Source organism: Pseudomonas sp. LBUM1664 (assembly GCF_059695895.1).
In genome coordinates this window covers 2,608,871-2,632,780 of the sequence record NZ_CP166791.1, presented here as the reverse complement: position 1 = coordinate 2,632,780, position 23,910 = coordinate 2,608,871, and the positions used below count along the sequence as shown (strand labels likewise).

Annotated in this window: 24 protein-coding genes; 17 read left to right on the top strand and 7 right to left on the bottom strand. The window is 60.9% G+C overall.

Annotated features, from left to right (window positions below):
• Window positions 1-21: 21 nt before the first annotated feature.
• On the bottom strand, window positions 22-642 hold the full coding sequence (locus tag ACA047_RS12460) for a TetR/AcrR family transcriptional regulator (RefSeq protein ID WP_497359475.1): 621 nt from the start codon (window positions 640-642) through the stop codon (window positions 22-24).
• Between the two features lie 291 nt (window positions 643-933).
• Window positions 934-1,293, bottom strand: coding sequence for a DUF6124 family protein (locus ACA047_RS12455; protein ID WP_497359474.1), 360 nt, complete (start codon window positions 1,291-1,293; stop codon window positions 934-936).
• An 837-nt stretch (window positions 1,294-2,130) separates the two neighbouring features.
• On the opposite strand from ACA047_RS12455, the gene ACA047_RS12450 reads away from it, so the two are divergent.
• The 7 genes from ACA047_RS12450 to ACA047_RS12420 all read left to right on the top strand — a co-directional run bounded on the left by ACA047_RS12450 (window position 2,131) and on the right by ACA047_RS12420 (window position 9,174).
• Window positions 2,131-3,324 carry an OprD family porin gene (locus ACA047_RS12450; protein ID WP_497360323.1) on the top strand — a complete coding sequence of 398 codons (1,194 nt, stop codon included), beginning with the start codon at window positions 2,131-2,133 and terminating at the stop codon, window positions 3,322-3,324.
• A gap of 189 nt (window positions 3,325-3,513) precedes the next feature.
• Window positions 3,514-4,335 (top strand): NAD-dependent epimerase/dehydratase family protein, encoded by an 822-nt coding sequence (locus ACA047_RS12445; RefSeq protein WP_497359473.1) that lies wholly within the window; start codon window positions 3,514-3,516, stop codon window positions 4,333-4,335.
• 43 nt (window positions 4,336-4,378) lie between these two features.
• Complete coding sequence (locus tag ACA047_RS12440; RefSeq protein WP_497359472.1) at window positions 4,379-5,284, top strand: SMP-30/gluconolactonase/LRE family protein; 906 nt, start codon at window positions 4,379-4,381, stop codon at window positions 5,282-5,284.
• A gap of 57 nt (window positions 5,285-5,341) precedes the next feature.
• Entirely contained in the window at window positions 5,342-6,310 is a 969-nt protein-coding gene (locus ACA047_RS12435; RefSeq protein ID WP_497359471.1) for a TRAP transporter substrate-binding protein, read from the top strand.
• 76 nt (window positions 6,311-6,386) lie between these two features.
• Window positions 6,387-6,914, top strand: coding sequence for a TRAP transporter small permease (locus ACA047_RS12430; RefSeq protein ID WP_497359470.1), 528 nt, complete (start codon window positions 6,387-6,389; stop codon window positions 6,912-6,914).
• Entirely contained in the window at window positions 6,914-8,194 is a 1,281-nt protein-coding gene (locus ACA047_RS12425; RefSeq protein ID WP_497359469.1) for a TRAP transporter large permease, read from the top strand. The genes ACA047_RS12430 and ACA047_RS12425 overlap by 1 nt, the downstream gene beginning before the upstream one ends.
• Window positions 8,195-8,304: 110 nt before the next feature.
• Window positions 8,305-9,174: an aldose 1-epimerase gene (locus ACA047_RS12420; RefSeq protein ID WP_497359468.1), complete on the top strand. Its 870-nt coding sequence runs from the start codon at window positions 8,305-8,307 to the stop codon at window positions 9,172-9,174.
• Between the two features lie 85 nt (window positions 9,175-9,259).
• Here the strand turns inward: ACA047_RS12420 and bkdR are convergent, their stop codons facing one another.
• Window positions 9,260-9,748: a Bkd operon transcriptional regulator BkdR gene (gene bkdR / locus ACA047_RS12415; RefSeq protein ID WP_003202929.1), complete on the bottom strand. Its 489-nt coding sequence runs from the start codon at window positions 9,746-9,748 to the stop codon at window positions 9,260-9,262.
• A 192-nt stretch (window positions 9,749-9,940) separates the two neighbouring features.
• On the opposite strand from bkdR, the gene ACA047_RS12410 reads away from it, so the two are divergent.
• The 5 genes from ACA047_RS12410 to ACA047_RS12390 all read left to right on the top strand — a co-directional run bounded on the left by ACA047_RS12410 (window position 9,941) and on the right by ACA047_RS12390 (window position 16,061).
• Window positions 9,941-11,176, top strand: a complete 1,236-nt coding sequence (locus ACA047_RS12410) for a 3-methyl-2-oxobutanoate dehydrogenase (2-methylpropanoyl-transferring) subunit alpha (RefSeq protein ID WP_497359467.1) — start codon at window positions 9,941-9,943, stop codon at window positions 11,174-11,176.
• 1 nt (window position 11,177) lies between these two features.
• Entirely contained in the window at window positions 11,178-12,236 is a 1,059-nt protein-coding gene (locus ACA047_RS12405) for an alpha-ketoacid dehydrogenase subunit beta (RefSeq protein WP_497359466.1), read from the top strand.
• Window positions 12,237-13,514 carry a dihydrolipoamide acetyltransferase family protein gene (locus ACA047_RS12400; protein WP_497359465.1) on the top strand — a complete coding sequence of 426 codons (1,278 nt, stop codon included), beginning with the start codon at window positions 12,237-12,239 and terminating at the stop codon, window positions 13,512-13,514.
• A gap of 11 nt (window positions 13,515-13,525) precedes the next feature.
• Window positions 13,526-14,911, top strand: coding sequence for a dihydrolipoyl dehydrogenase (gene lpdA, locus ACA047_RS12395; RefSeq protein WP_497359464.1), 1,386 nt, complete (start codon window positions 13,526-13,528; stop codon window positions 14,909-14,911).
• A gap of 130 nt (window positions 14,912-15,041) precedes the next feature.
• Complete coding sequence (locus ACA047_RS12390; protein ID WP_497359463.1) at window positions 15,042-16,061, top strand: branched-chain amino acid aminotransferase; 1,020 nt, start codon at window positions 15,042-15,044, stop codon at window positions 16,059-16,061.
• Between the two features lie 75 nt (window positions 16,062-16,136).
• On the opposite strand, the gene ACA047_RS12385 is transcribed toward ACA047_RS12390, so the two are convergent.
• Window positions 16,137-16,892, bottom strand: a complete 756-nt coding sequence (locus ACA047_RS12385; RefSeq protein WP_497359462.1) for an ArsR/SmtB family transcription factor — start codon at window positions 16,890-16,892, stop codon at window positions 16,137-16,139.
• Between the two features lie 132 nt (window positions 16,893-17,024).
• Entirely contained in the window at window positions 17,025-17,366 is a 342-nt protein-coding gene (locus tag ACA047_RS12380; RefSeq protein ID WP_497359461.1) for an FKBP-type peptidyl-prolyl cis-trans isomerase, read from the bottom strand.
• A 258-nt stretch (window positions 17,367-17,624) separates the two neighbouring features.
• Here ACA047_RS12380 and ACA047_RS12375 point away from each other — a divergent pair, with 258 nt between their 5' ends.
• The gene (locus tag ACA047_RS12375; RefSeq protein WP_497359460.1) at window positions 17,625-18,686 is read left to right on the top strand and encodes a M4 family metallopeptidase; all 1,062 of its coding nucleotides are present in this window, start codon (window positions 17,625-17,627) and stop codon (window positions 18,684-18,686) included.
• Window positions 18,686-19,018: a protealysin inhibitor emfourin gene (locus ACA047_RS12370; protein WP_497359459.1), complete on the top strand. Its 333-nt coding sequence runs from the start codon at window positions 18,686-18,688 to the stop codon at window positions 19,016-19,018. The genes ACA047_RS12375 and ACA047_RS12370 overlap by 1 nt, the downstream gene beginning before the upstream one ends.
• On the opposite strand, the gene ACA047_RS12365 is transcribed toward ACA047_RS12370, so the two are convergent.
• Entirely contained in the window at window positions 18,999-19,307 is a 309-nt protein-coding gene (locus ACA047_RS12365; protein WP_497359458.1) for an RcnB family protein, read from the bottom strand. The genes ACA047_RS12370 and ACA047_RS12365 overlap by 20 nt on opposite strands.
• 163 nt (window positions 19,308-19,470) lie before the next feature.
• Here ACA047_RS12365 and ACA047_RS12360 point away from each other — a divergent pair, with 163 nt between their 5' ends.
• Window positions 19,471-20,094 carry a DJ-1/PfpI family protein gene (locus ACA047_RS12360; RefSeq protein WP_497359457.1) on the top strand — a complete coding sequence of 208 codons (624 nt, stop codon included), beginning with the start codon at window positions 19,471-19,473 and terminating at the stop codon, window positions 20,092-20,094.
• 69 nt (window positions 20,095-20,163) lie between these two features.
• Here ACA047_RS12360 and ACA047_RS12355 read toward each other — a convergent pair whose 3' ends face one another.
• Window positions 20,164-22,242 carry a putative bifunctional diguanylate cyclase/phosphodiesterase gene (locus ACA047_RS12355; protein ID WP_497359456.1) on the bottom strand — a complete coding sequence of 693 codons (2,079 nt, stop codon included), beginning with the start codon at window positions 22,240-22,242 and terminating at the stop codon, window positions 20,164-20,166.
• 292 nt (window positions 22,243-22,534) lie between these two features.
• On the opposite strand from ACA047_RS12355, the gene pncA reads away from it, so the two are divergent.
• Window positions 22,535-23,170 (top strand): bifunctional nicotinamidase/pyrazinamidase, encoded by a 636-nt coding sequence (pncA, locus tag ACA047_RS12350; RefSeq protein ID WP_497359455.1) that lies wholly within the window; start codon window positions 22,535-22,537, stop codon window positions 23,168-23,170.
• Between the two features lie 41 nt (window positions 23,171-23,211).
• A complete protein-coding gene (locus ACA047_RS12345) occupies window positions 23,212-23,853 on the top strand; it encodes a DUF1345 domain-containing protein (protein WP_497359454.1) in 642 nt (213 codons plus the stop codon).
• The last annotated feature ends 57 nt before the right edge of the window (window positions 23,854-23,910 follow it).

Here is a 23,910-nt window from a genome sequence, read left to right as displayed (position 1 = left end):
CCATCAGATGCGCCAAAAATCTCAAGGCTCCAACCCAATCCCCCGCAAAATCACACTGGTCACCGTCTGCACCGCCCGTTCGAACTGCATGTCGGAAAGCGGCTGATGGTCGTTGAGAATGTTGATCTGGTGGTCGAAGTCGGCGTAGTGCTGGGTCGAGGCCCAGATCATGTAGAGCAGGCTTGAAGGTTCCACCGCGAGGATGCGTTTGTCCTCTACCCACTGGCGGATTTTCGCTTCTTTCATCTTGGCCCAGTCATAGAGGCTGGCATCCAGCGCCTGCCCCAGTGTCGGGGCGCCGTGGATCACTTCGTTGGCCCAGACCTTGGAGCCGTACGGCCGACTGCGGGAGTGATTCATCTTGGCGCGGATGTAGCTGCTGAGCACCACCCGCGGGTCGTCGAACATCTCGAAGCACAAGGCGTCCTGCTTCCAGACTTCCAGCAGGTCGAACAGCACGGCGCTGTACAGCTCGCTCTTGGTGCTGAAGTAATAATGCAGATTGGAACGGGGCAGTTGCACTTCGGCGGCGATGTCGGCCATGGCGGTACTGCCAAAGCCTTTCTCGGCGAAGACCTTCTCGGCGGCCAGCAGGATTTTCTCGACGTTACTGCGACGAATCTCGATCTTGTGATTGCCCATGAGGGCTCCCTGGAAACAGCGTTGGTCAAGACTAGCATTCACCCACTGTCGAAAACACTGGGGATCCTTGTGGGAGCGAGCAAGCTCGCTCCCACAATGTGACTGTGTTTCTGTTCAGACAGATGTGTACGCAGAGGCTCTTGTGGCGAGGGAGCTTGCTCCCGCTCGGCTGCGCAGCAGTCATAAAACCGGTCGATGCGGTCTGTCTGAAAGAGCGCGCCGGCCCATTGGGGCTGCTTCGCAGCCCAGCGGGAGCAAGCTCCCTCGCCACAGGGTTTTGTGCCGAGTCGGCTAGCGTGGTTCGACGTTGTCCAGCGCGCGGTTCGCCAGCAGTCCGCCCAGTTCGATCAACTGCTGGATGCCCAGGGCAACGTGTCGCCTGGAACCTTCCAGGTCAAAGGCCAGGTCGCTGGCCATGGCATTGGCCGAGGCCAGGGTTTCGCTGAGGTTGGCGAGCAGGCTTTCGGTGTCGATGCCGTTGACGACGGTGAAGAGTTGGCCGGCCGCCGCATCGGCTTCGGGTTTGTCCGGTTTGGGGTTCAGGTAATAGTTGAGGGCGCGGTCGGCGGCTTCGTCGAGTTTTTGGGTCTTGGTTTTTTTACGCGGTGGAGTCGGATCGGTGTCCGGTGGGTTGGGGGTTACTTTGAACATAGATGGAACCTCATGTGGAATTGGAGGAGCCATCACCCTCGCTACCAAACGAAGGGCGGTGGCCATACGAAGGTTGGTAGACCGGTCCACATGAACACCGGCGCGCCCGAGAGCGCCCTACGCATGGCCACCATTAGTACAAATGCTGAGATGCACCTGTAAAAAGTGAAGCTGTGCGTCATGTAGAGAGTCCGGGCTACCAAACCCGATCGCTGATTCCTCAACGACCCGGAAACGATAAAACCCGGACCACAAGCGCACAAGCCGGCGGATTCTGGCGCAGTTGTAGGCAACGGCGCAAGACAACGTAGCCCGATCCAGAACGATCCTACATCTGGATAAACACAGGCCTGTTTGGACTGGGAATAGGGTGAACAACACACCCTCGCCACAAGCCACAAGCCACAAGCCACAAGCCACAAGCCACAAGCCACAAGGGACTTTCTAGACCATTAGATCTCGATCATTCGACTAATGTCTTAGACCAGTCATCGCACAACCAAAAGCACGCACCGCTATTCTCAGATCACCGATTTGCCCGGCGTCAAGGCCTGCGATCTTGACCTCAGTCGGTGACAACCATTGAAATGCCTAATTTTGAAGCACCCGCGAGTTGGATAATTCCGATAATGGCCAGTTGACAACGAGCAACGCCCCACAAATAATCTCCTCCATGTTGTACGACGACGTATGACAAATAAAAACAACAAAAAAGTAGGGAGCGTCATAGTGAGCACACGTGTCCGTTTTTCGCCCGACAACCATCAAACCCGCCGTACCCTCCTCAATTCCAGCCCAGCCCTGACCCTGCTCGGTTGCAGCAGCCTGGCGCTGTTCATGCCGATGACCGCCAGCGCCGAAGGTTTTGTCGATGACGCCAAAGTCACGCTGAACCTGCGCAACGCCTATTTCAATCGCAACTTCACCAACCCAAGCGCCACCCAGGGCAAAGCCGAGGAATGGACCCAGAGCTTCATCCTCGACGCCAAGTCCGGCTTCACCCAGGGCGTGGTCGGTTTCGGTGTGGACGTGCTGGGGCTGTACTCGGTCAAGCTCGATGGCGGCCGAGGTACCGCGGGTACGCAACTGCTGCCGGTGCACGATGACGGTCGTCCGGCCGATGACTTCGGTCGCCTGGGTGTCGCCCTCAAGGCCAAAGTGTCGAAAACCGAACTGAAGGTCGGTGAATGGATGCCGGTGCTGCCAATCCTGCGCTCTGACGATGGCCGCTCCCTGCCGCAAACGTTCCGCGGCGGCCAGGTCACGTCCACCGAGATCAACGGCCTGACCCTTTATGGCGGTCAGTTCCGCGCCAACAGCCCGCGCAACGACGCGAGCATGGAAGACATGTCGATGAACGGCCGCAGTGCCTTCACCTCCGACCGTTTCAACTTCGGCGGCGGCGAATACGCCTTCAACGATAAACGCACCCAGGTCGGCGTCTGGTACTCGGAACTGTCCGACATCTACCAGCAGCAGTATTTCAACCTGACCCACAGCCAGCCCATCGGCGACTGGACCCTGGGCGCCAACCTCGGCTACTTCATCGGCAAGGAAGACGGCAGCGCCCTGGCGGGCGACCTGGACAACAAAACCGCGTTCGCCATGCTCTCGGCCAAATACGGCGGCAGCACCTTCTATGTCGGCCTGCAAAAACTCAGCGGCGACGATGCCTGGATGCGCGTCAACGGCACCAGCGGCGGCACCCTGGCCAACGACAGCTACAACTCCAGCTACGACAACGCCCGGGAAAAATCCTGGCAAGTGCGCCACGACTTCAACTTCGCTGCCGTCGGCGTGCCGGGCCTGACCCTGATGAACCGCTACATCAGCGGCGACAATGTGCACACCTCCACCGTCGACAACGGCAAGGAATGGGGCCGTGAAAGCGAACTCGCCTACACCGTGCAGAGCGGCGCGCTGAAAAGCCTCAATGTGAAATGGCGTAACGCGACGATTCGTCGGGATTTCAGCACCAACGAATTCGACGAGAACCGCATTTTCATCAGTTACCCGATTTCGCTTCTTTAAGCACAGGATCCGCTGCCATGGGCCGTCTTCATGGGGTCATGGCAGCGCAGCAACGAACGGCAAGGAGGCCGGTTTAGAGCGATTCGTCGATCAAACGTTGACAAGGTAGCGGAAGGATAAGGATATTCCCAACGGTCGTACGACAACTTATAACAACTGATACCTCTCACTGTTTGCTCAGGTAATTCCATGACTACGACACATATTCGCCCCCCCTTCAATCGCCTGCTGCTGACCGGCGCCGCCGGCGGCCTGGGCAAAGTCTTGCGCGAGCGCCTCAAGCCTTTCGCCCGCCACATTCGTCTGTCGGACATCGCCAACATGGCCCCGGCCATCGATGAAAGCGAAGAAGTGGTGCCGTGCGACCTGTCCGATAAACAGGCGGTGCATCAACTGGTGGAAGGCGTCGATGCCATTCTGCATTTCGGTGGTGTTTCGGTTGAGCGTCCGTTCGAAGAAATCCTCGGCGCCAACATCAGCGGCGTGTTCCACATCTATGAAGCCGCGCGCAAGCACGGGGTCAAGCGAGTGATTTTCGCCAGCTCCAACCACGTCATCGGCTTCTACAAACAGGACGAAGCCCTCGACGCCCTCTCCCCTCGTCGCCCCGATGGCTACTACGGCCTGTCCAAGTCCTACGGCGAAGACATGGCCAGCTTCTACTTCGATCGCTACGGCATCGAGACGGTGAGCATCCGCATCGGCTCGTCGTTCGCCGAACCGCAGAATCGCCGGATGATGAGCACCTGGTTGAGCTTCGACGACCTCACTCAACTGATCGAATGCTCGCTCTACACCCCGAAGGTCGGCCACACCGTGGTGTACGGCATGTCCGCCAACCGCGACGTCTGGTGGGACAACAGCCACGCCGCGCACCTGGGCTACCAACCCAAGGACAGCTCCGAAGTCTTCCGCGCCAAGGTCGAAGCGCAGCCGATGCCGGCCGCCGATGACCCGGCCAGGATCTACCAGGGCGGCGCCTTTGTAGCCGCCGGTCCGTTCGACGACTGATTCGCCTGTTTCTCATGGGATACGAACGCACAAAGGAATCGCCATGCAAGCCGAATTGATTGTCGATGCACGCAACGCCGTCGGTGAGAGCCCGGTGTGGGTCCCCGAGGAAAATGCCCTGTACTGGGTGGACATCCCCAGCGGTGGCCTACAGCGCTGGAACGCCGGGACCGGACAAATCAAGGGTTGGAAAGCGCCCGAAATGCTCGCCTGCCTTGCCCGCCATCAGGACGGCGGTTGGATCGCCGGCATGGAGAGCGGGTTCTTTCGCCTGCACGCCTTTGATGACGGCAGCCTGGACAGCAAACTGTGCGCGAACGTCAAGCACAGCCGCGCCGACATGCGCCTCAACGATGGCCGTTGCGACCGCCAGGGGCGCTTCTGGGCCGGCAGCATGGTGCTAAACATGGGCGCCAACGCGGACGTAGGGCGGATGTATCGCTACGAGGCAGGCCAACTCAGCCCGGTCGAGGCGCAACTGAGCAGTTTCATCGTGCCCAACGGCCTGGGCTTCAGCCCTGACGGACGGACGATGTACCTCTCTGACTCACACCCGCTGATCCAACAGATCTGGGCCTTCGACTACGACATCGACAGCGGTACGCCCTCCAACCGGCGGCTGTTCGTCGACATGATGCCCCTGGCCGGGCGCCCGGACGGCGCAGCGGTGGACGCCGAGGGTTGCTACTGGATCTGCGCCAACGACGCCGGCTTGATCCATCGCTTCACCCCGGACGGCCGGCTGGATCGTTCGCTGTCTGTGCCGGTGAAGAAACCGACGATGTGTGCCTTTGGCGGCAGCCGTCTGGACACCCTGTTCGTCACGTCGATCCGCCCCGGTGACGACACTGATCCGCAGTCCCTGGCCGGCGGCGTGTTCGCCCTCAACCCTGGCGTCAAGGGCCTGGTTGAACCTGCTTTCGGAGGGCTGAAACACTCCGCGAACTGACCTGCTTTGCCGCGTCGCTGGATGAGCACATAAAAACAACAAGACTGGAGATTGACCATGAATTTCAAACGCACACTTCTGATCGCAGCCCTCCCCCTGGCCTTCCTGGCCCAGGCGGCGCACGCCCTGGAAATCAAGATCGCCGACATCCACCCCAAGGGCTACCCCACCGTGGTCGCCGAGGAAAACATGGGGAAAACCCTGGCCCAGGAGAGCAAAGGTGAACTGACCTTCAAGTTCTTCCCGGGCGGTGTACTGGGTTCAGAAAAGGAAGTCATCGAGCAGATGCAGGCCGGTGCGATACAGATGTCCCGCGTGAGCCTGGGTATCGTTGGCCCGGTGGTGCCGGATGTGAACGTATTCAACATGCCGTTCATCTTTCGCGACCAGGCCCACATGCGCGCCGTGATTGACGGTGAAGTCGGCGATGCGATCCTCGACCGGATCACCAACTCCGAATTCGGCCTGGTGGCCTTGGCCTGGATGGATGGCGGCACGCGCAACCTCTACACCAAGAAACCGGTGCGCAAACTCGAAGACATGAAGGGCATGAAGATTCGCGTGCAGGGCAACCCGATGTTCATCGAGACCATCAACGCCATGGGCGGCAATGGTATCGCCATGGACACCGGCGAGATTTTCAGCGCCTTGCAGACCGGTGTGATCGACGGCGCGGAAAACAACCCGCCGACCATGCTGGAGCACAACCACTATCAGAACGCCAAGTTCTACAGCCTGACCGGCCACCTGATCCTGCCTGAGCCAATCGTGATGTCAAAAATCACTTGGAACAAGCTCACGCCAGAGCAGCAAGACATGGTGAAGAAAGCCGCCAAGGCGGCCCAGGCTGAAGAGCGCGTGCTGTGGGACAAGAAGTCCACCACCAGCGAAGAGAAACTCAAGGCCGCCGGCGTCGAGTTCATCACTGTCGACAAAAAACCCTTCTATGACGCCACCGCTCCGATCCGGGCCAAATACGGCGCGCCGTATGCCGACCTGATCAAGCGTATCGAAGCCGTTCAGTAAGCCCTCTCAATCTGTACTCATGAAAAGGCTGGGCGCGCCTGCGGTTAAAAGGCGCGCCCGGTTAGGGTGGAACCCGATGAAGAATTTACTGCTGCGTATCAACGACAAGATTTACATGACTTGCATCTGGGTGGCCGGCCTTTCTGTCCTGGCAGTTGCACTGATGATTCCCTGGGGTGTGTTTGCCCGCTACGTGCTGGGCTCAGGCTCAAGCTGGCCGGAGCCTACCGCCATCCTGCTGATGATCGTGTTCACCTTCATCGGTGCCGCCGCCAGCTACCGCTCCGGCTCACACATGGCCGTGGACATGATCACCAACCGCTTGCCGCCCCACTTGAAAACCGCAGCTTCGGTTTTCTCCCAGTTGTTGATGGCTGCGGTCTGCATTTTCATGACCGTCTGGGGCACCAAGCTGTGCATGACCACTTGGAATCAATTCATGAGTGCCATACCCACCCTGCGCGTGGGCATCACCTACATGCCGATTCCGGCCGGAGGTTTCCTGACATTGATTTTTGTCCTGGAAAAACTCTTTCTGGGTGATCAAAGCCAGCGTCGGGTCGTGCAGTTCGACCTGATTGAAGAAAGCGAAGGTGCCGTTTAATGGACGCTCTGATTCTACTGGGCAGTTTTTTCCTGTTGATCCTGATCGGCATGCCGGTCGCCTATGCCCTCGGCGCTGCCGCACTGATCGGTGCATGGTGGATCGATATCCCCTTCCAGGCCATGATGATCCAGGTGGTGGGTGGGGTGAACAAATTCTCGCTGCTGGCCATTCCGTTCTTCGTGCTGGCCGGCGCGATCATGGCCGAGGGCGGCATGTCCCGCCGGCTGGTGGCATTCGCCAGCGTGCTGGTGGGGTTCGTGCGTGGGGGCCTGTCACTGGTCAACCTCATGGCCTCGAGTTTCTTTGGCGCAATCTCCGGTTCCTCGGTCGCCGACACCGCCTCGGTCGGCTCGGTGCTGATCCCGGAAATGGAACGCCGCGGCTATCCACGTGAATTCGCCACTGCCGTGACTGTCAGCGGCTCGGTCCAAGCCCTGCTGACGCCGCCAAGCCATAACGCGGTGCTGTACTCGCTCGCGGCCGGCGGTACCGTATCGATCGGTTCGCTGTTCATGGCCGGCATCGTGCCCGGCATCCTGATGAACGCCTGCCTGATGGTGCTGTGCCTGATTTTCGCGAAAAAGCGCAACTACCCTAAAGGCGAGGTGATTGCGCTCAAGCAAGCGCTGAAAATCTGCAAGGAAGCCATGTGGGGCATGATGACCATGTTCATCATCCTTGGCGGCATTCTCTCGGGTATTTTCACCGCCACCGAATCGGCCGCCATTGCCGTGGTGTGGGCGTTCTTCGTGACCATGTGCATCTATCGCGACTACAAGTGGAGCGAACTGCCGAAACTGATGCACCGCACGGTACGCACCATCTCCATCGTGATGATTCTGATCGGCTTCGCCGCCAGCTTCGGCTACATCATGACGCTGATGGAGATCCCGGCGAAGATCACCACTGCGTTCCTGACACTGTCGGACAACCGCTACGTGATCCTGATGTGCATCAACGTGATGCTGCTGATCCTCGGCATGGTGATGGACATGGCGCCGCTGATCCTGATCCTGACGCCGATCCTGATGCCGGTGATCATGGGCATCGGCGTGGACCCGGTGCAATTCGGCATGATCATGCTGGTGAACCTGGGCATCGGGCTGATCACACCACCTGTTGGGGCGGTGTTGTTCGTCGGTTCCGCCATCGGCAAGGTCAGTATCGAAAGCACCGTCAAGGCCCTGTTGCCGTTCTACGGCATGCTGTTCCTGGTACTGCTGCTCGTGACCTACATCCCCGCCATCTCGCTGTGGCTGCCGCATCTGGTGTTGTAACCCTATAAACGAGCAAGCCCCTTGTGGCGAGGGAGCTTGCTCCCTCGCCACAAAAGCATTCACACAAGAATCGTCCCGAAGTTTTTTCCAACCCAGCAGACAAGACCAACATGACGCCGCCTCTTCTCCAACTCGAAGACGAACAGACTCGCCTCACTCTGGCCCCGCATCTGGGCGCCAGCCTCGTTGACTGGACCCTACGCGGTAACGGCGCGCCGCTGTTACGCCCTCCCGCCCCGCAAGCCCTGGAAAACGGCCTGCCTGGCAAGCTCGGCGGCTTCCCGTTGATCCCATGGTCGAACCGAATCGCCAATGGCGGCTTCGATTGCCCGGCGGGTTGGCTCGCCCTGGAGGCCAACAGCCCCAACGATCCGTTTCCGATCCACGGCAGCGCCTGGCAACAGCCGTGGCAGGTGACCGAACAGAGTGCCCAAGAGGTGTTGTTACAACTCGACAGTCAGCACCCATTCGCCTACTGCGCCAGCCTGCGAATCCGTTTGAGCGGCGGTCAGTTGCAAGTCGCAATGCACGTCACCCACATGGCCGAACAGGCCGCCTGGCACGGGCTGGGCTTGCATCCGTACTTTCCGCGCACCGCTGGCACGCGCCTGCAAACTCGCGCCAGCGAAGTCTGGCTGTGCGACGAGACCAAACTACCGACAGCACTGAGGAACGTTCCTGCACACTGGGACTTCCAGCAACCCCGCTTGCTGCCGGACACCCTCGTGGACAACGGCTTCGGCGGTTGGGATGGGCATTGCCTGATCCAGCAACCGGACCTGGGTTATGAGCTGCAATGCCGGGCCAGCGGCAGCGAATACTTCCTGCTCTACTGCCCCGTGGGCCTGGATTTCTTTTGCATCGAACCGGTCAGCCATCCAGTCAATGCCCACCACCTGCCGGGGCGACCGGGGTTGCGCTTGCTGGAGCAAGGCCAATCAATCGCGCTGGGGTTTTCAATGCAGTGCCGACTGCTGTAACACCACACTCCTGTGGCGAGGGGATTTATCCCCGCTGGACTGCGAAGCAGGCCCGAAAGTGCCGAAGGTTGCGATCTTTTGATCGTCAGGTCCCCAAGGTCAACCCGTTCGCGGGCAACGGCAACGCCGTCTTATATCGCACCTGCTTGAGCGCAAAGCTTGAGCGGATGTTCGCCACGCCCGGGACCTTGGTCAAAAAGTCCATCATGAAGCGCTCTAACGACTGGATGGTCGGCACCAACACACGGATCAGGTAGTCCGGATCGCCGGCCATCAGGTAGCACTCCATCACCTCCGGCCGGTCGGAGATCGCCTCTTCAAAGTGCTGCAGCGCCTCCTCCACCTGTTTTTCCAGGCTGACGTGGATGAACACGTTGACGTGCAGGCCCAGCAAGTCTGCGTCCAGCAGCGTGACCTGCTCGCGGATCACCCCCAGTTCCTCCATGGCGCGCACCCGGTTGAAGCACGGCGTGGGCGAAAGGTTGACCGAACGGGCAAGGTCGGCGTTGGTGATGCGGGCGTTTTCCTGAAGGCTGTTCAGAATGCCGATGTCAGTGCGATCCAGTTTACGCATGAGACAAATAATCCTGTTTTTTATCGTTGTGCAGATTTTTTATCTGCAAATGATCTGAACAGCAAGCCAACAGAGAAAAATATTCTTCTTCGTCGAGCCTATGATTGTTGTAGGACAATTTCCCCTACCCGGGGAAATTCGTCAGCTAGCGCGCCCACTACAAGAAATTCACAAGATCGAGCGTAGAAAGCCATGAACCAAGCGTACGAACCGCTACGCCTGCACGTCCCCGAACCCTCGGGCCGTCCCGGCTGCAAGACCGACTTTTCCTACCTGCGCCTGACCGATGCCGGCACGGTGCGCAAACCACCCATTGACGTCGAACCCGCCGACACCGCCGACCTGGCCCGGGGCCTGATTCGCGTGCTCGACGACCAGGGCAATGCCTTGGGTGAATGGGCCGAGAACATCCCCGTCGAGATCCTGCGCAAAGGCATGCGCGCCATGCTCAAGACGCGGATCTACGACAACCGCATGGTGATCGCCCAGCGTCAGAAAAAAATGTCGTTCTACATGCAGAGCCTTGGCGAGGAAGCCATCGGCAGCGCCCAGGCCCTGGCGCTGAACATCGATGACATGTGCTTCCCCACTTACCGCCAGCAAAGCATCCTGATGGCCCGGGATGTGCCGCTGGTGGACCTGATCTGCCAACTGTTGTCCAACGAGCGCGATCCGCTCAAGGGGCGTCAGTTGCCGATCATGTACTCGGTCAAGGAAGCCGGTTTCTTCACCATTTCCGGCAACCTCGCCACCCAATTCATTCAGGGCGTGGGCTGGGGCATGGCCTCGGCGATCAAGGGCGACACCAAAATCGCATCGGCCTGGATCGGCGACGGCGCCACCGCCGAATCGGACTTCCACACCGCCCTCACCTTCGCCCACGTCTACCGGGCGCCGGTGATCCTCAACGTGGTCAACAACCAGTGGGCAATCTCCACCTTTCAGGCCATCGCTGGCGGTGAGGCCACCACCTTCGCCGGACGCGGCGTCGGCTGCGGCATCGCCTCGCTGCGGGTCGACGGCAACGACTTCATGGCCGTCTACGCCGCTTCTCGCTGGGCCGCCGAACGCGCCCGACGCAACCTCGGCCCGACCCTGATCGAATGGGTCACCTACCGCGCCGGCCCGCACTCCACTTCCGACGATCCATCGAAGTACCGCCCCGCCGACGACTGGAGCCACTTCCCGTTGGGCGACCCGATTGCGCGCCTCAAACAGCACATGATCCGTATCGGCCAGTGGTCGGAAGAGGAACACGCCGCCGTCAGCGCCGAGCTGGAAGCCGACATCATCGCGGCCCAGAAAGAAGCCGAGGCATACGGCACCCTCGCCGGCGGCCAAGTACCCAGCGCCGCCACGATGTTCGAAGACGTCTACAAAGAGATGCCGGAGCACTTGAAGCGCCAGCGTCAGCAGTTGGGGATCTGACATGAACGATCACAACAACAATATTGCGTTGGACACCGCCATGACCACGACCACCATGACCATGATCCAGGCCCTGCGATCGGCCATGGACGTGATGCTCGAACGCGATGACAACGTCGTGGTGTTCGGCCAGGACGTGGGTTACTTCGGTGGCGTGTTCCGTTGCACCGAAGGCCTGCAGAACAAATACGGCACCTCCCGGGTGTTCGACGCGCCGATTTCCGAAAGCGGGATCGTCGGCGTCGCCGTGGGCATGGGCGCCTACGGGCTGCGGCCAGTGGCCGAGATCCAGTTTGCCGACTACGTCTATCCAGCCTCGGACCAGATCATTTCCGAAGCCGCGCGCCTGCGCTATCGCTCGGCCGGCGAGTTCACCGCACCAATGACCCTGCGCATGCCCTGCGGCGGCGGCATCTACGGTGGCCAGACCCACAGCCAGAGCATCGAGGCGATGTTCACCCAGGTCTGTGGCCTGCGCACGGTGATGCCATCGAACCCCTACGACGCCAAGGGCCTGCTGATCGCCTCCATCGAAAACGATGACCCGGTGATCTTCCTTGAACCCAAGCGCCTGTATAACGGCCCGTTCGACGGTCACCACGATCGCCCGGTAACACCCTGGTCGAAACACCCGACGGCGCAGGTGCCGGACGGTTACTACACCGTGCCACTGGATCTGGCCGCCATCACCCGTCCAGGCAAGGACGTGACCATCCTCACCTACGGCACCACGGTTTATGTGTCCCAGGCCGCTGCCGAAGAAACCGGCATCGACGCCGAAGTCATCGACCTGCGCAGCCTGTGGCCCCTGGACCTGGACACCATTGTCAAGTCGGTGAAGAAAACCGGCCGCTGCGTGATCGTCCACGAAGCCACCCGCACCTGCGGCTTCGGCGCCGAGCTGGTGTCGTTGGTACAAGAACATTGCTTCCACCACCTGGAAGCGCCCATCGAGCGTGTTACCGGTTGGGACACCCCCTACCCGCATGCGCAGGAGTGGGCGTATTTCCCAGGGCCGTCCCGTGTGGGTGCGGCGTTGAAACGGGTCATGGAGGTCTGAATGGGCACGCACGTTATCAAGATGCCGGACATTGGCGAAGGCATCGCAGAAGTTGAATTGTCGGTGTGGCACGTCAAGGTTGGCGACCTGGTGGTCGAAGACCAGGTGTTGGCCGATGTCATGACCGACAAGGCCATGGTGGACATCCCCTCGCCGGTGCATGGCCGGGTCATCGCCCTGGGCGGCGAGCCAGGTGAAGTCTTGGCGGTGGGCAGCGAACTGATCCGCATCGAAGTGGAAGGCGCAGGCAACTTGAAGGAGAGCCTGGAGGAATCGCCACATCCGGCTGCGGCTGTACAAGCACCGAAGCCTGCATCGGTGGCGACGCCTGGAGCCGTGGTGGAAAAACCAGCCGCCGCGTCCTGTCCGGCCCCGCAAACCCCGGTAGCTCGTGAACCCGACGAGCGCCCGTTGGCTTCCCCGGCCGTACGCAAACACGCCTTGGACCTGGGCATTCAATTGCGCCTGGTGCAGGGCAGCGGCCCGGCCGGACGGATTCTGCATGAAGATCTGCAAGCCTATCTGGCCCAAGGCCCATCGATCCAGGCCAAGGGTGGTTCGGGCTACGCCGAACGCCACGACGAGCAGCAAATCCCGGTGATCGGCATGCGCCGCAAGATTGCCCAGCGCATGCAGGAGGCCACCCAACGCGCCGCCCATTTCAGCTACGTCGAGGAAATCGACGTCACTGCCCTGGAAGAGCTGCGGGTGCATCTGAACGAAAAACACGGCGTCAGTCGCGGCAAGCTCACCCTGCTGCCGTTCCTGGTCCGGGCGCTGGTCGTGGCTGTGCGGGACTTCCCGCAAATGAATGCCCGCTACGACGACGAAGCCCAGGTGATCAATCGCTCAGGCGCTGTGCATGTGGGTGTCGCCACTCAGAGCGATGTCGGCCTGATGGTGCCGGTGGTGCGTCACGCCGAAGCCCGCAGCCTGTGGGACAGCGCGACGCAAATCTCGCGCCTGGCAACGGCGGCCCGCAATGGCAAGGCCAGCCGCGATGAACTGTCCGGCTCGACCATTACCCTGACCAGCCTCGGCGCCCTTGGCGGCATCGTCAGTACGCCGGTGCTGAACCTGCCTGAAGTGGCGATTGTCGGCGTGAATAAAATCGTCGAACGGCCCGTGGTGATCAAAGGCCAGATCGTGATCCGCAAGATGATGAACCTCTCCAGCTCCTTCGACCACCGGGTGGTCGACGGCATGGACGCGGCGCAATTCATCCAGGCCCTGCGCGGCCTGCTCGAACAACCCGCCACCTTGTTCGTCGACCAATAATAGGAGCCGGCATGCAACAGACTTTGAACACCACGCTGCTGATCATCGGCGGCGGCCCTGGCGGCTACGTGGCGGCGATTCGCGCCGGTCAATTGGGCATCTCGACCATTCTGGTAGAAGGCCAGGCGTTGGGCGGAACGTGCCTGAACATCGGCTGCATTCCATCCAAGGCGTTGATTCATGTGGCCGAGCAGTTCCACCAGACGCGGCACCACAGCCAGGGCTCGGCCTTGGGCATCACCGTGTCGGCACCCACCCTGGACATCGGTAAAAGTGTGGAATGGAAGGACGGCATCGTCGATCGCCTGACCACCGGCGTCGCCGCGCTTCTGAAGAAGCACAAGGTCCAGGTCATTCACGGCTGGGCCAAGGTGGTCGACGGCAAGACCATTGACGTCGGCGACACCCGCATCCAGTGCGAACACCTGCTGCTGGCCACCGGCTCGAAAAGCGTCAACCTGCCGATACTGCCGATTGGAGGGCCGATCATTTCCTCCACCGAAGCCCTCGCCCCGACCTCGGTGCCCAAGCACCTGGTGGTCGTCGGTGGTGGCTACATAGGCCTGGAGCTGGGCATTGCCTACCGCAAGCTTGGCGCCGAGGTCAGTGTGGTCGAAGCCCAGGAGCGGATCCTGCCGGCCTATGACGGCGAGCTGACCCAACCGGTGCATGAGGCGCTCAAACAATTGGGGGTGAAGCTGTACCTCAAGCACAGCGTCGAGGGTTTCGATGCCCAGGCCAGCACCTTGCAAGTGCGTGATCCCAGTGGCGACACACTGAACCTGGACACCGACCGGGTGCTGGTGGCCGTCGGGCGCAAGCCCAACACCCAGGGCTGGAACCTCGAAGCGCTGAACCTGGCGATGAACGGTTCGGCCGTGAGCATCGATCAGCGCTGCCAGACCAGCATGCGCAACGTCTGGGCCATCGGCGACCTGAGTGGCGAACCGATGCTCGCCCACCGGGCCATGGCCCAAGGGGAAATGGTCGCCGAGCTGATCGCAGGTGAGCACCGTGAGTTCAACCCTACGGCCATCGCTGCGGTGTGCTTCACCGACCCGGAACTGGTGGTGGTGGGCAAGACCCCGGACGACGCCAAGGCTGCAGGGCTGGACTGCATCGTCTCAAGCTTCCCGTTCGCCGCCAATGGCCGGGCCATGACCCTGGAATCGAAAAGCGGCTTCGTGCGGGTCGTGGCGCGACGGGATAATCACCTGATCGTGGGCTGGCAAGCGGTCGGCGTCGGCGTATCGGAGTTGTCCACGGCGTTCGGTCAGTCCCTGGAAATGGGCGCACGCCTGGAAGATATCGCCGGCACCATCCACGCCCACCCGACGCTCGGCGAGGCCGTGCAGGAAGCGGCACTGCGGGCGCTGGGGCATGCGTTGCATCTGTAACCATACCTGTGGGGGCAAGGATTGCATTCCAGGCTGCGAAACAGCCCCGGAATGAAGTATTGTTGTCCCCATCCAAAAAACGTCAGAAGCCTTGAACCGTTTCGACGGTTGTTAAGAAATAGAGGGTGTCATGGGTAACGAGAGCATCAATTGGGACAAACTGGGCTTTGACTACATCAAGACCGACAAGCGCTACCTGTCGCACTGGCGCGACGGCGCGTGGGACGCCGGCACCCTGACCGACGACAACGTGCTGCACATCAGCGAGGGCTCCACCGCCCTGCACTACGGTCAGCAATGCTTCGAAGGCCTGAAGGCCTATCGCTGCAAGGACGGTTCGATCAACCTGTTCCGCCCGGACCAGAACGCCGCCCGCATGCAGCGCAGTTGCGCCCGCCTGCTGATGCCGCACGTCGAGACCGAACAGTTCGTCGAAGCCTGCAAGCAAGTGGTCCGCGCCAACGAGCGCTTCATCCCGCCTTACGGCACCGGCGGCGCGCTGTACCTGCGCCCCTTCGTGATCGGCGTGGGTGACAACATCGGCGTGCGCACCGCACCCGAATTCATCTTCTCGATCTTCTGCATCCCGGTCGGCGCGTACTTCAAGGGCGGCCTGACCCCGCACAATTTCCTGATCTCCAGCTTCGACCGCGCCGCGCCACAAGGCACCGGTGCGGCCAAGGTCGGTGGCAACTACGCTGCCAGCCTGATGCCCGGTTCCCAGGCCAAGAAGGCGAGCTTCGCCGACTGTATCTACCTGGACCCGATGACTCACTCGAAAATCGAGGAAGTCGGCTCGGCGAACTTCTTCGGCATCACCCACGACAACAAATTCGTCACGCCCAACTCGCCTTCGGTACTGCCGGGCATCACCCGCCTGTCGCTGATCGAACTGGCCAAATCGCGCCTGGGCCTGGAAGTGATCGAAGGTGACGTGTTCATCGACAAGCTGTCGGACTTCAAGGAAGCCGGCGCCTGCGGTACCGCTGCGGTGATCACCCCGATTGGCGGCATCAGCTACAAAGACAAGCTGCACGTGTTCCACAGCGAAACCGAAGTCGGCCCGATCACCCAGAAGCTCTACAAAGAGCTGACCGGCGTACAGACCGGCGACGTGGAAGCGCCGGCGGGCTGGGTCGTCAAGGTCTAACTCGCCACAGAAACATCCACTGTTCCACAAAAAAGCCCACCCCTGCCTCGGCACGGGTGGGCTTTATGCATGGGCTCACCGCAGCTCGCTTGTGGAAGCGAGCTTGCTTGCGATAGGGCTGGCAGGCGCAGCATCAATTTCTGTACTCACACCCAACCGCACCGCAATTTCCCTGCGACCGCTGGCCGTCAACCCCAGCGCCCGGCTATCCAGATCCTGGATCACCCACTTGCGCTTGATCGCCGCTTGCAACAACGCCGCCCCCAAGGCACCGCCCAGATGCGGACGGCGCATGCTCCAGTCCAGGCATGGACAGGCAAATCGGCGGCGCTGAGTGGCGAGGGCCTGGACGTCAACGCCCAACCCTTCGAACAGCGCCTCGCCGGATTCGCTCAACCGATAACCCTTCCCCTCCACCTCCACCAGCCAGCCGGCCTCGAGCATTCGATCATGCAGCCGCACCGCCAAGGTACCGGCCATGTGGTCGTAGCAGGTGCGGGAAAATTGCAGGCGATCCGGGGTACGTGGCGTGAAGGTTGGCGCGGTGTTCTGGCCAATCACCATCAACGCTTCGAGGGCCTGGGCAACGCGTTGGTCCGCCAGGCTGTAGTAACGATGACGGCCCTGGACGTGCAGCCGCACCAAGGCCAGGTCCTTGAGCTTGGCCAGGTGGGCGCTGGCTGTCGAGGCGCTGACATCGGCGATGCTCGCCAATTCCGTACTGGTTCGGGCATGGCCGTCCATCAACGAGCACAGCATTCGGGTGCGAGCCGGTTCGGCAATGGCCGCGGCCACCTGGGACACGCCAAGATCATGTTGCTCTGCGTTCATATTTTGCTCCCGGACGAATCAAGCCATGTCTCGACTGAAGATAGTAGCAACACTTTCCCCACTGCGAACAAGGCAGCGCTTCATGGACCCGATCACCGAGCACGAAAGCTCCAGGGCTCGTGCTTGAGGGATTCAATCGTCCCGAGTCAGCACTTGCAGCAACTCGATTTCGAAGATGAGATTGGCGTTGGGCTTGATGTGCGCGCCCATGGACCGTTCGCCGTAGGCCAGGTGGGCCGGCACCAGCAGCTTGCGCTTGCCACCGACCTTCATGCCCATCAGGCCCTGGTCCCAACCCTTGATGACACGGCCGGTACCGATCACGCACTGAAAGGGTTTACCGCGACTGTAGGACGAATCGAATTCAGTGCCGTCTTCGAGGGTACCTCGGTACTGGGTGGTAATCAGCGCACCTTTGACCGCCGCCTTGCCGTCGCCGGCGATGAGGTCGATGATTTGCAGTTCTTCGTTCATGGGGCATTCCCGTGTGGTTCAGGCGCGGGGTTTTCGCAGAATTGCGCGCATCTGGCAATTTTTTTGTGGCGAGGGGATTTATCCCCGTTGGGTGCTGTAGGCGCTGGCAAAGCCTGCGATCTTTTGATCTTGATCTTTCGCTCCAGACTCAATTGGCAGAGAAAAGATCGCAGCCTCGTATTCCATACAGGAGGGAACCGCAGCGGTTGCTTCGGTTCACATGGGTATTGACCCTTCATTTCAGATAAGGACTTTCTGATGATCGACTCTCGCCCGTTCCACGGTTTCATTCCTCCCTATATTCTCAATCGCATCATCGCCAACGGCTCCGAACAGCAACGTTCGGTTGCCCTCGGCACCCTGACCCACGTGAACAACCTGCGGCACAATCCCGGGCCACCCGGCAAATCTCCCGCCGCCGCGAAGCTGCCCAAGCCTGGCAAGGCCGGGCAGCCACAACGCAGCGTGCATGACGCACAAAACACCATGGAACTGCCCGGCCAGCCGGTGCGCCTGGAAGGCCAGCCGGCCACTGGCGATGCGGCCGTGGACGAGGCCTACGACGCCCTCGGCGCCACCTATGAATTTTTCTGGAAGATCCTGGGTCGTGACTCCATCGACAACAAAGGCCTCGCCCTGGCGGGCAGCGTGCATTATGGCCAGGGCTACGAAAACGCCTTCTGGAACGGCGCGCAGATGGTATTCGGCGATGGCGATGGCGAAATCTTCCAACGCTTCACCCGCTCCCTGGACGTAGTGGCCCATGAGCTGGCCCATGGCGTCACCGAAAGCGAAGCCGGGTTGATCTACGCCAATCAGTCCGGCGCGTTGAACGAGTCGATCTCCGATGTGTTCGGCGTGCTGGTCAAGCAATTCGTGCTGGAGCAGACCGCCGACCAGGCAGACTGGCTGATCGGCACCGACCTGCTCACCGACAAGATCAATGGCGATGGCCTGCGCAGCATGGCCAACCCAGGCACCGCCTACGATGACCCGTTGCTGGGCAAGGACCCGCAACCGGCGCACATGCGCGAATTCGTCATCACCCGCGAGGACAACGGCGGCGTGCATATCAATTCCGGCATTCCCAATCGGGCTTTTTATCTGGTGGCCACTACGCTGGGCGGATTTGCCTGGGAAAAGGCCGGCAGGATCTGGTATGAAACCTTGTGTGACAGAAGACTGGCCAACGACGCAACCTTTAGCGCCTTCGCCCGTCTGACCGTCGAGCACGCCCGCCAGCGCTTTGGTACGCGGGAAGTGCAGGCGGTGCAGAACGGCTGGATCCAGGTCGGCGTCGATCTGACAAAGGAGAACTGATGAAAACCCTTCCAGACCTCGACGATAAAGCCGTGGTGCGGCTGTCACGCCAGGGTGGCGTGGCGGCCATCCCTACCTTGGCCTACCCCCGGGAAATCGAGTTCGCCCAATGCGACCTTGATCAGCGTACCCGCATCTGCTCGGTGCTGGAGGGCTGCCTGCCCCTGGCTTCCGACACGTCAGGGCGTGGCGACCAACGTTTTTTCCAGATCGAAGTGCGCTATCGCACCAACGACCAGGACGACGAAATGGTGTTGCAGGTGCCTGAAGACCAGGCACCCGGCGAGTTGGTTCGTCTGTGGAACAAGGGGCTTAACGCGTGGCGGGAGTGATTTTGAGAATCCGACCGGAGGCAATCACAACCATCACGTACTTATCATTGATCTGCACCCATTGCGCGCCTTCCTCGGGCGCTTCGAGCCCCTTCTGCCGCCAGTTTTCCAGGGCATTATCCGCGCGCTGATATTGCGCCGGGGTTCGGTCGGCTTCTACCAATCTGCGGCCGTTGTTGGGCGAGTGCTCCACAGCATCTCCGGTGGGCTCGACCGCTTGCGCCACGGGGCCGAGGGCTGCGAGACCGGCGATCAGGACCAGGCTGGCGATCAGGGTTGGTTTGCGCATAGAAAAACTCCAGTTATTCGGGGTACTGGATCTCCGACTTCAACGACGGCAAATCATTCCTTTTTACTGTAGCGACGAATCTGCCGCCGACTGTACGGGGCGGGCCTATCTGGAACAGGCGTAGGCTGACGAAAAAACCACCCAAAATAAACCGGGGCTCGCCATGCACATCGCCATTTTGACCTTCGACGGCTTCAACGAACTGGACTCGCTGATTGCCTATGGCATGCTCAGCCGTATTTCGCTGGTGGGCGACAAGGATTGGCGCGTGAGCATCGCTTCACCCACCCCGCGGGTCACCTCCATGAATGGCTTGACCATTGACGCCCAGATCGACCTGGAAGAGGCGTGCGAGGCCGATGCGGTGCTGTTCGGAAGCGGCATGAAGACCCGGGAGGTCGCCGATGACCCGGCCATCATGAGCCGGTTGCGCTTAGACCCGGCCCGACAACTGCTCGGTTCCCAGTGCTCCGGCACATTCCTGCTGGCGCGCCTGGGCTTGCTCGGCCAGGCACCGGCCTGCACCGACACCACCAGCAAACCCTGGGTCGTGGCGGCGGGCGTCAACGTGGTCAACCAGGCGTTCCACGCCAACGGCAACATCGCCACCGCCGGTGGCTGTTTCTCTGCCCAGTACCTGTCGGCCTGGGTGCTCGCCCGGCTCAAGGGGCTGGAAACCGCGCGCGAAGTGCTGCACTACTTTGCCCCGGTGGGCGAGAAAGAGGCGTACGTGGAGCGTGGGCTGGGGCATATCCGCCAGTATGTGAATGAGGCGGTGGTTGCCTGATACTGGGGTGTGCAACTCGTGGCGAGGGAGCTTGCTCCCGCGCCACGGTCACATCCCCATAAAGCGGACTCAGGCCACTGCCACCCGTTGCGCCTGGCGGATGTCGTGCAGAAAACGCTCGGCCGGCAGCGGATGGCCCAGCAGGTAACCCTGCAGCGAATCGCAACCCAACTGGGTCAGGAAGTTTTGTTGCACATCGGTTTCCACCCCTTCGGCGACGATGCGCAAGCCCAGGGCCTGGCCGAGGGCAACGATGGCCGAGACGATAGCCGCGTCATCGCTGTCGTGCTCCAGGTCGCGGACGAAGCCGCGATCGATCTTCAGCTCGTTGGCCGGCAGGCGCTTGAGGTACATCAGGCTCGAATAGCCGGTGCCAAAGTCATCGATGGACAGATCCACGCCCATGTCCGAGAGCTGCTGCAGCACTGTCATGCTCGCGTCCGCATCGCTCATGGCGGTGGTTTCGGTGATTTCCAGGGTCAGGCTGTTGGCCGACAGATGATGGGTAGCCAGCGCCGTGGCCACACTCTGCACCAGGCCCACATGGCAGAACTGCAAGGCTGACAGGTTCACCGCAATGCGCCAGTCGGTATAACCCAGCACGTACCATTCGCGCATCTGGCGACAGGCTTCGTTCAGCACCCATTCGCCAATGGGAATGATCAACCCGGTCTTTTCCGCCAGGTCAATGAAGGCGTCGGGCATCAGCATGCCCTGGGTCGGATGCGTCCAGCGCAACAAGGCCTCGGCCCCGACTGGGCGACCGTTGGCGGCGTCGAACTTGGGCTGGTAATACAAGCTGAACTGCCGCTGCTCGACGGCCATGCGCAGGTCTTGCAGCAACTGCAACTGCTTGCGGGCGTTGCTGTTCATCGAGGCATCGAAAAAGCTGTAGCCGTTTTTGCCAGCGCCTTTGGCGTGGTACATCGCCGCGTCGGCATTCATCAGCAGTTCTTCGGCGCTCTGGCCGTTGCCCGGGTAAACCGCGATGCCGACGCTGGCGGAAATCTGCAAATCATGATCCGCGACCCGGAACGTGCGGCCGATCAGCCCGACCTGACGCGCTGCCAGTCGCAACGCATCGTCGGGCTCGGCCAGTTGCACCAGTAGCACGAACTCATCACCGCCGATCCGTGCCAGGGTGTCCTGGCTGCGCAAGTCTTCACGCAGGCGCAGGGCCACGTCCCGCAGCAACAAGTCGCCCATGTGGTGACCAAAGGCGTCGTTGACCGGTTTGAAGCCGTCCAGGTCGATGAACATCAAGGCGAAACAACCGCCCTGCTCTTGCACCAGATGCATGGCCTGGTCGATACGATCAGCCAGCAGAACGCGATTGGGCAGCCCGGTGAGAGGGTCATGCAAGGCCAACTGAGTCAGTTCCCGGTTAGCCAGGGTCAGCGATTGAGCCAGTCCGGCCGTACGGGCTTCCAGGCGCGCGTCGAGAATTGAAGTCAGCAAGGCAATGGCCAGCACCGCCAGGGTGGTGATCAGCACCAAATTGTCCAGACCCTTGCCGCTCAAGCCGTCCAGGGCACCGCAAAAACTGCCTTCGCTGAACCGCGCCCCAGCCATGCCGGTGTAATGCATGCCGACAATGGCGACGCCCATCACCACCGCGGCGCCGGCACGCGCCAGGCGCACGTGGGGGGTGTTCTGGCGCAGGCGAAAGGCAATCCACAATGCCGCCGCTGAGGCCCCGACCGCAATCACCAGCGAAGCCCCGAACAACGTCGGGTCATAATCGATACCCGGCTGCATTCGCAGCGCTGCCATGCCGGTGTAATGCATGGCACTGATGCCCGCGCCCATGATCAGCGCGCCGAAAGCCAGTTGCCACGCTGGCAATCGCGGCTGGCTGGCAAGCCACAGGGCAAAACCGCAGGAAAGGATGGCGATCAGCAGCGACAGCGCGGTGATCGGCGCATCATAGCCAAGCTCCACCGGCAAGGTGAACGCCAGCATGCCGATAAAATGCATGGACCAGACGCCCACTCCCATCGCCAGCGCGCCACCGGCCATCCACAGATGCGCCGCGCGCCCCTGGGTGGTGGCAATACGCCCGGCCAAGTCCAGCGCGGTGTAGGACGCCAATACCGCAACAAACAAAGAAATCGAAACAAGGGCGGGGGAATAACTGCCGATGAGCATGGGTTTTCTCGTGACTGGAAAGCCGAACTGCTTCCATGCCTGGTTGAAAGGCGGCGATTGTACTTAATCGTACCGAGGACGCACGAACCAAATGTCAAAAAGCCATCAACCCTGAGATATTTTCGACGAACGACATTTCGCCTGCTGAATAAATAAAGACAACCCAATCTTCTGTGGGAGCCGAGCCTGCTCGCGATAGCGGCGTGTCGTTTTGTGAAGATGTTGGATACAAACACCTGGGCCTCAGGCTGTTCGGCTAAGCTGTGGTGGGGCATTTTCAGGAGATCCCTCCATGACCACTCCAACCACCGCGTTAGTGGTAATAGACGTCCAGAACGACTTCATCCCCGGTGGCCAATTGGCCGTGCCAGGAGGCGATGAGATCGTGCCGTTGATCAACCAACTGGGCCGTTCATTCAGGCACGTCATCCTCGCACAGGACTGGCATCCGGCCGGGCATGCTTCGTTTGCGTCCAGTCATCCGGGCAAGCAGCCTTTCGAGATCATCCCGTTGCCGTACGGCGAGCAAAAGCTTTGGCCCGACCACTGCGTACAGGGCAGCGACGGCGCCGCGCTGCACCCGGCGCTGGACCTGGCCCATGCCCAACTGATCATTCGCAAGGGCTGCAACCCGGACATCGACAGCTATTCGGCCTTCATGGAAGCCGACCGCCAGACCCCCACCGGGTTGACGGGTTATCTCAAAGAGCGCGGCATCGACACGGTGTACCTGGTGGGCCTGGCCCTGGATTTTTGTGTGATGTTCTCGGCCCTGGACGCCCGGGTGGCAGGGTTCAATGCGTTTGTGCTGCTCGACGCGTGCCGGGGCATTGATAGCGAGGGTTCGGAGGTGGCGATCAGACGGATGCAGGAAGCGGGTGTGCAATTGATTCAGTCCACTGCAATAGCAGGCCAATCCTTCGCCTGATCGCTCATACTGTGTGCCCCTTTCCCGGACAATGAGCCCCCATGCCCTTCCTTGCCCGCACTCACCCGCGTCTTTCCAGCGCTACGGTCATTGGCCTGGCGGTGGGTCTTCTGGTTCCCGTGGATTCAATCATCAGCAAAATCCTGATCGGCTGGAATTCCGGGGTCTGGACGTACCTGGTGCTGATGTTCTGGCTGACCGTGCGGGCCAAGGCGCCCGACGTCAAACGCATCGCCGAAATCGAAGACGAAAATGCCGGGCTGGTCTTGCTGGTGGTCTGTATCGCGGCGTTGGCCAGCCTGGCAACCATCACCTTTGAACTGGCTGGCAGCCGCGACTTGCAAGCCGCTAGCAAGCTGCTGCATTACGGTTTCACGGCGATGACAGTGATCGGTTCATGGTTGCTGATCGGGATGATTTTCAGCGTTCACTACGCGCGGCTGTATTACACCTGGGAAGGCAAGGAACCGGCCCTGCGGTTTGCCGAGGGGCTGACCACGCCCAACTATTGGGATTTTCTTTATTTTTCTTTCACCATCGGGGTGGCGGTGCAAACGTCGGACGTGGGCGTCGCCACGCGACAGTTGCGCAAGATCGTGTTGGCGCAATCGTTGATCGGGTTTGTGTTCAACACGGCGATTCTTGGGTTCTCGATCAATATTGCGGCGGGGTTGTTTGGTTGATGCTGTTTGCTGACAACCATGGGGCCGCTTCGCGGCCCAGCGGGAGCAAGCTCCCTC

Excerpts from the sequence above, each read along its gene's own strand:
- ACA047_RS12460 (WP_497359475.1), bottom strand. The coding sequence starts at position 642 with ATGGGCAATCACAAGATCGAGATTCGTCGCAGTAACGTCGAGAAAATC.
- lpdA (WP_497359464.1), top strand. The coding sequence starts at position 13,526 with ATGCAACAGACTTTGAACACCACGCTGCTGATCATCGGCGGCGGCCCT.
- ACA047_RS12435 (WP_497359471.1), top strand. The coding sequence starts at position 5,342 with ATGAATTTCAAACGCACACTTCTGATCGCAGCCCTCCCCCTGGCCTTC.
- ACA047_RS12405 (WP_497359466.1), top strand. The coding sequence starts at position 11,178 with ATGAACGATCACAACAACAATATTGCGTTGGACACCGCCATGACCACG.
- ACA047_RS12345 (WP_497359454.1), top strand. The coding sequence starts at position 23,212 with ATGCCCTTCCTTGCCCGCACTCACCCGCGTCTTTCCAGCGCTACGGTC.
- ACA047_RS12400 (WP_497359465.1), top strand. The coding sequence starts at position 12,237 with ATGGGCACGCACGTTATCAAGATGCCGGACATTGGCGAAGGCATCGCA.
- ACA047_RS12445 (WP_497359473.1), top strand. The coding sequence starts at position 3,514 with ATGACTACGACACATATTCGCCCCCCCTTCAATCGCCTGCTGCTGACC.
- ACA047_RS12390 (WP_497359463.1), top strand. The coding sequence starts at position 15,042 with ATGGGTAACGAGAGCATCAATTGGGACAAACTGGGCTTTGACTACATC.
- ACA047_RS12425 (WP_497359469.1), top strand. The coding sequence starts at position 6,914 with ATGGACGCTCTGATTCTACTGGGCAGTTTTTTCCTGTTGATCCTGATC.
- ACA047_RS12440 (WP_497359472.1), top strand. The coding sequence starts at position 4,379 with ATGCAAGCCGAATTGATTGTCGATGCACGCAACGCCGTCGGTGAGAGC.
- ACA047_RS12380 (WP_497359461.1), bottom strand. The coding sequence starts at position 17,366 with ATGAACGAAGAACTGCAAATCATCGACCTCATCGCCGGCGACGGCAAG.
- bkdR (WP_003202929.1), bottom strand. The coding sequence starts at position 9,748 with ATGCGTAAACTGGATCGCACTGACATCGGCATTCTGAACAGCCTTCAG.
- ACA047_RS12410 (WP_497359467.1), top strand. The coding sequence starts at position 9,941 with ATGAACCAAGCGTACGAACCGCTACGCCTGCACGTCCCCGAACCCTCG.
- pncA (WP_497359455.1), top strand. The coding sequence starts at position 22,535 with ATGACCACTCCAACCACCGCGTTAGTGGTAATAGACGTCCAGAACGAC.
- ACA047_RS12375 (WP_497359460.1), top strand. The coding sequence starts at position 17,625 with ATGATCGACTCTCGCCCGTTCCACGGTTTCATTCCTCCCTATATTCTC.
- ACA047_RS12450 (WP_497360323.1), top strand. The coding sequence starts at position 2,131 with ATGCCGATGACCGCCAGCGCCGAAGGTTTTGTCGATGACGCCAAAGTC.
- ACA047_RS12360 (WP_497359457.1), top strand. The coding sequence starts at position 19,471 with ATGCACATCGCCATTTTGACCTTCGACGGCTTCAACGAACTGGACTCG.
- ACA047_RS12365 (WP_497359458.1), bottom strand. The coding sequence starts at position 19,307 with ATGCGCAAACCAACCCTGATCGCCAGCCTGGTCCTGATCGCCGGTCTC.
- ACA047_RS12370 (WP_497359459.1), top strand. The coding sequence starts at position 18,686 with ATGAAAACCCTTCCAGACCTCGACGATAAAGCCGTGGTGCGGCTGTCA.
- ACA047_RS12420 (WP_497359468.1), top strand. The coding sequence starts at position 8,305 with ATGACGCCGCCTCTTCTCCAACTCGAAGACGAACAGACTCGCCTCACT.
- ACA047_RS12355 (WP_497359456.1), bottom strand. The coding sequence starts at position 22,242 with ATGCTCATCGGCAGTTATTCCCCCGCCCTTGTTTCGATTTCTTTGTTT.
- ACA047_RS12430 (WP_497359470.1), top strand. The coding sequence starts at position 6,387 with ATGAAGAATTTACTGCTGCGTATCAACGACAAGATTTACATGACTTGC.
- ACA047_RS12385 (WP_497359462.1), bottom strand. The coding sequence starts at position 16,892 with ATGAACGCAGAGCAACATGATCTTGGCGTGTCCCAGGTGGCCGCGGCC.
- ACA047_RS12455 (WP_497359474.1), bottom strand. The coding sequence starts at position 1,293 with ATGTTCAAAGTAACCCCCAACCCACCGGACACCGATCCGACTCCACCG.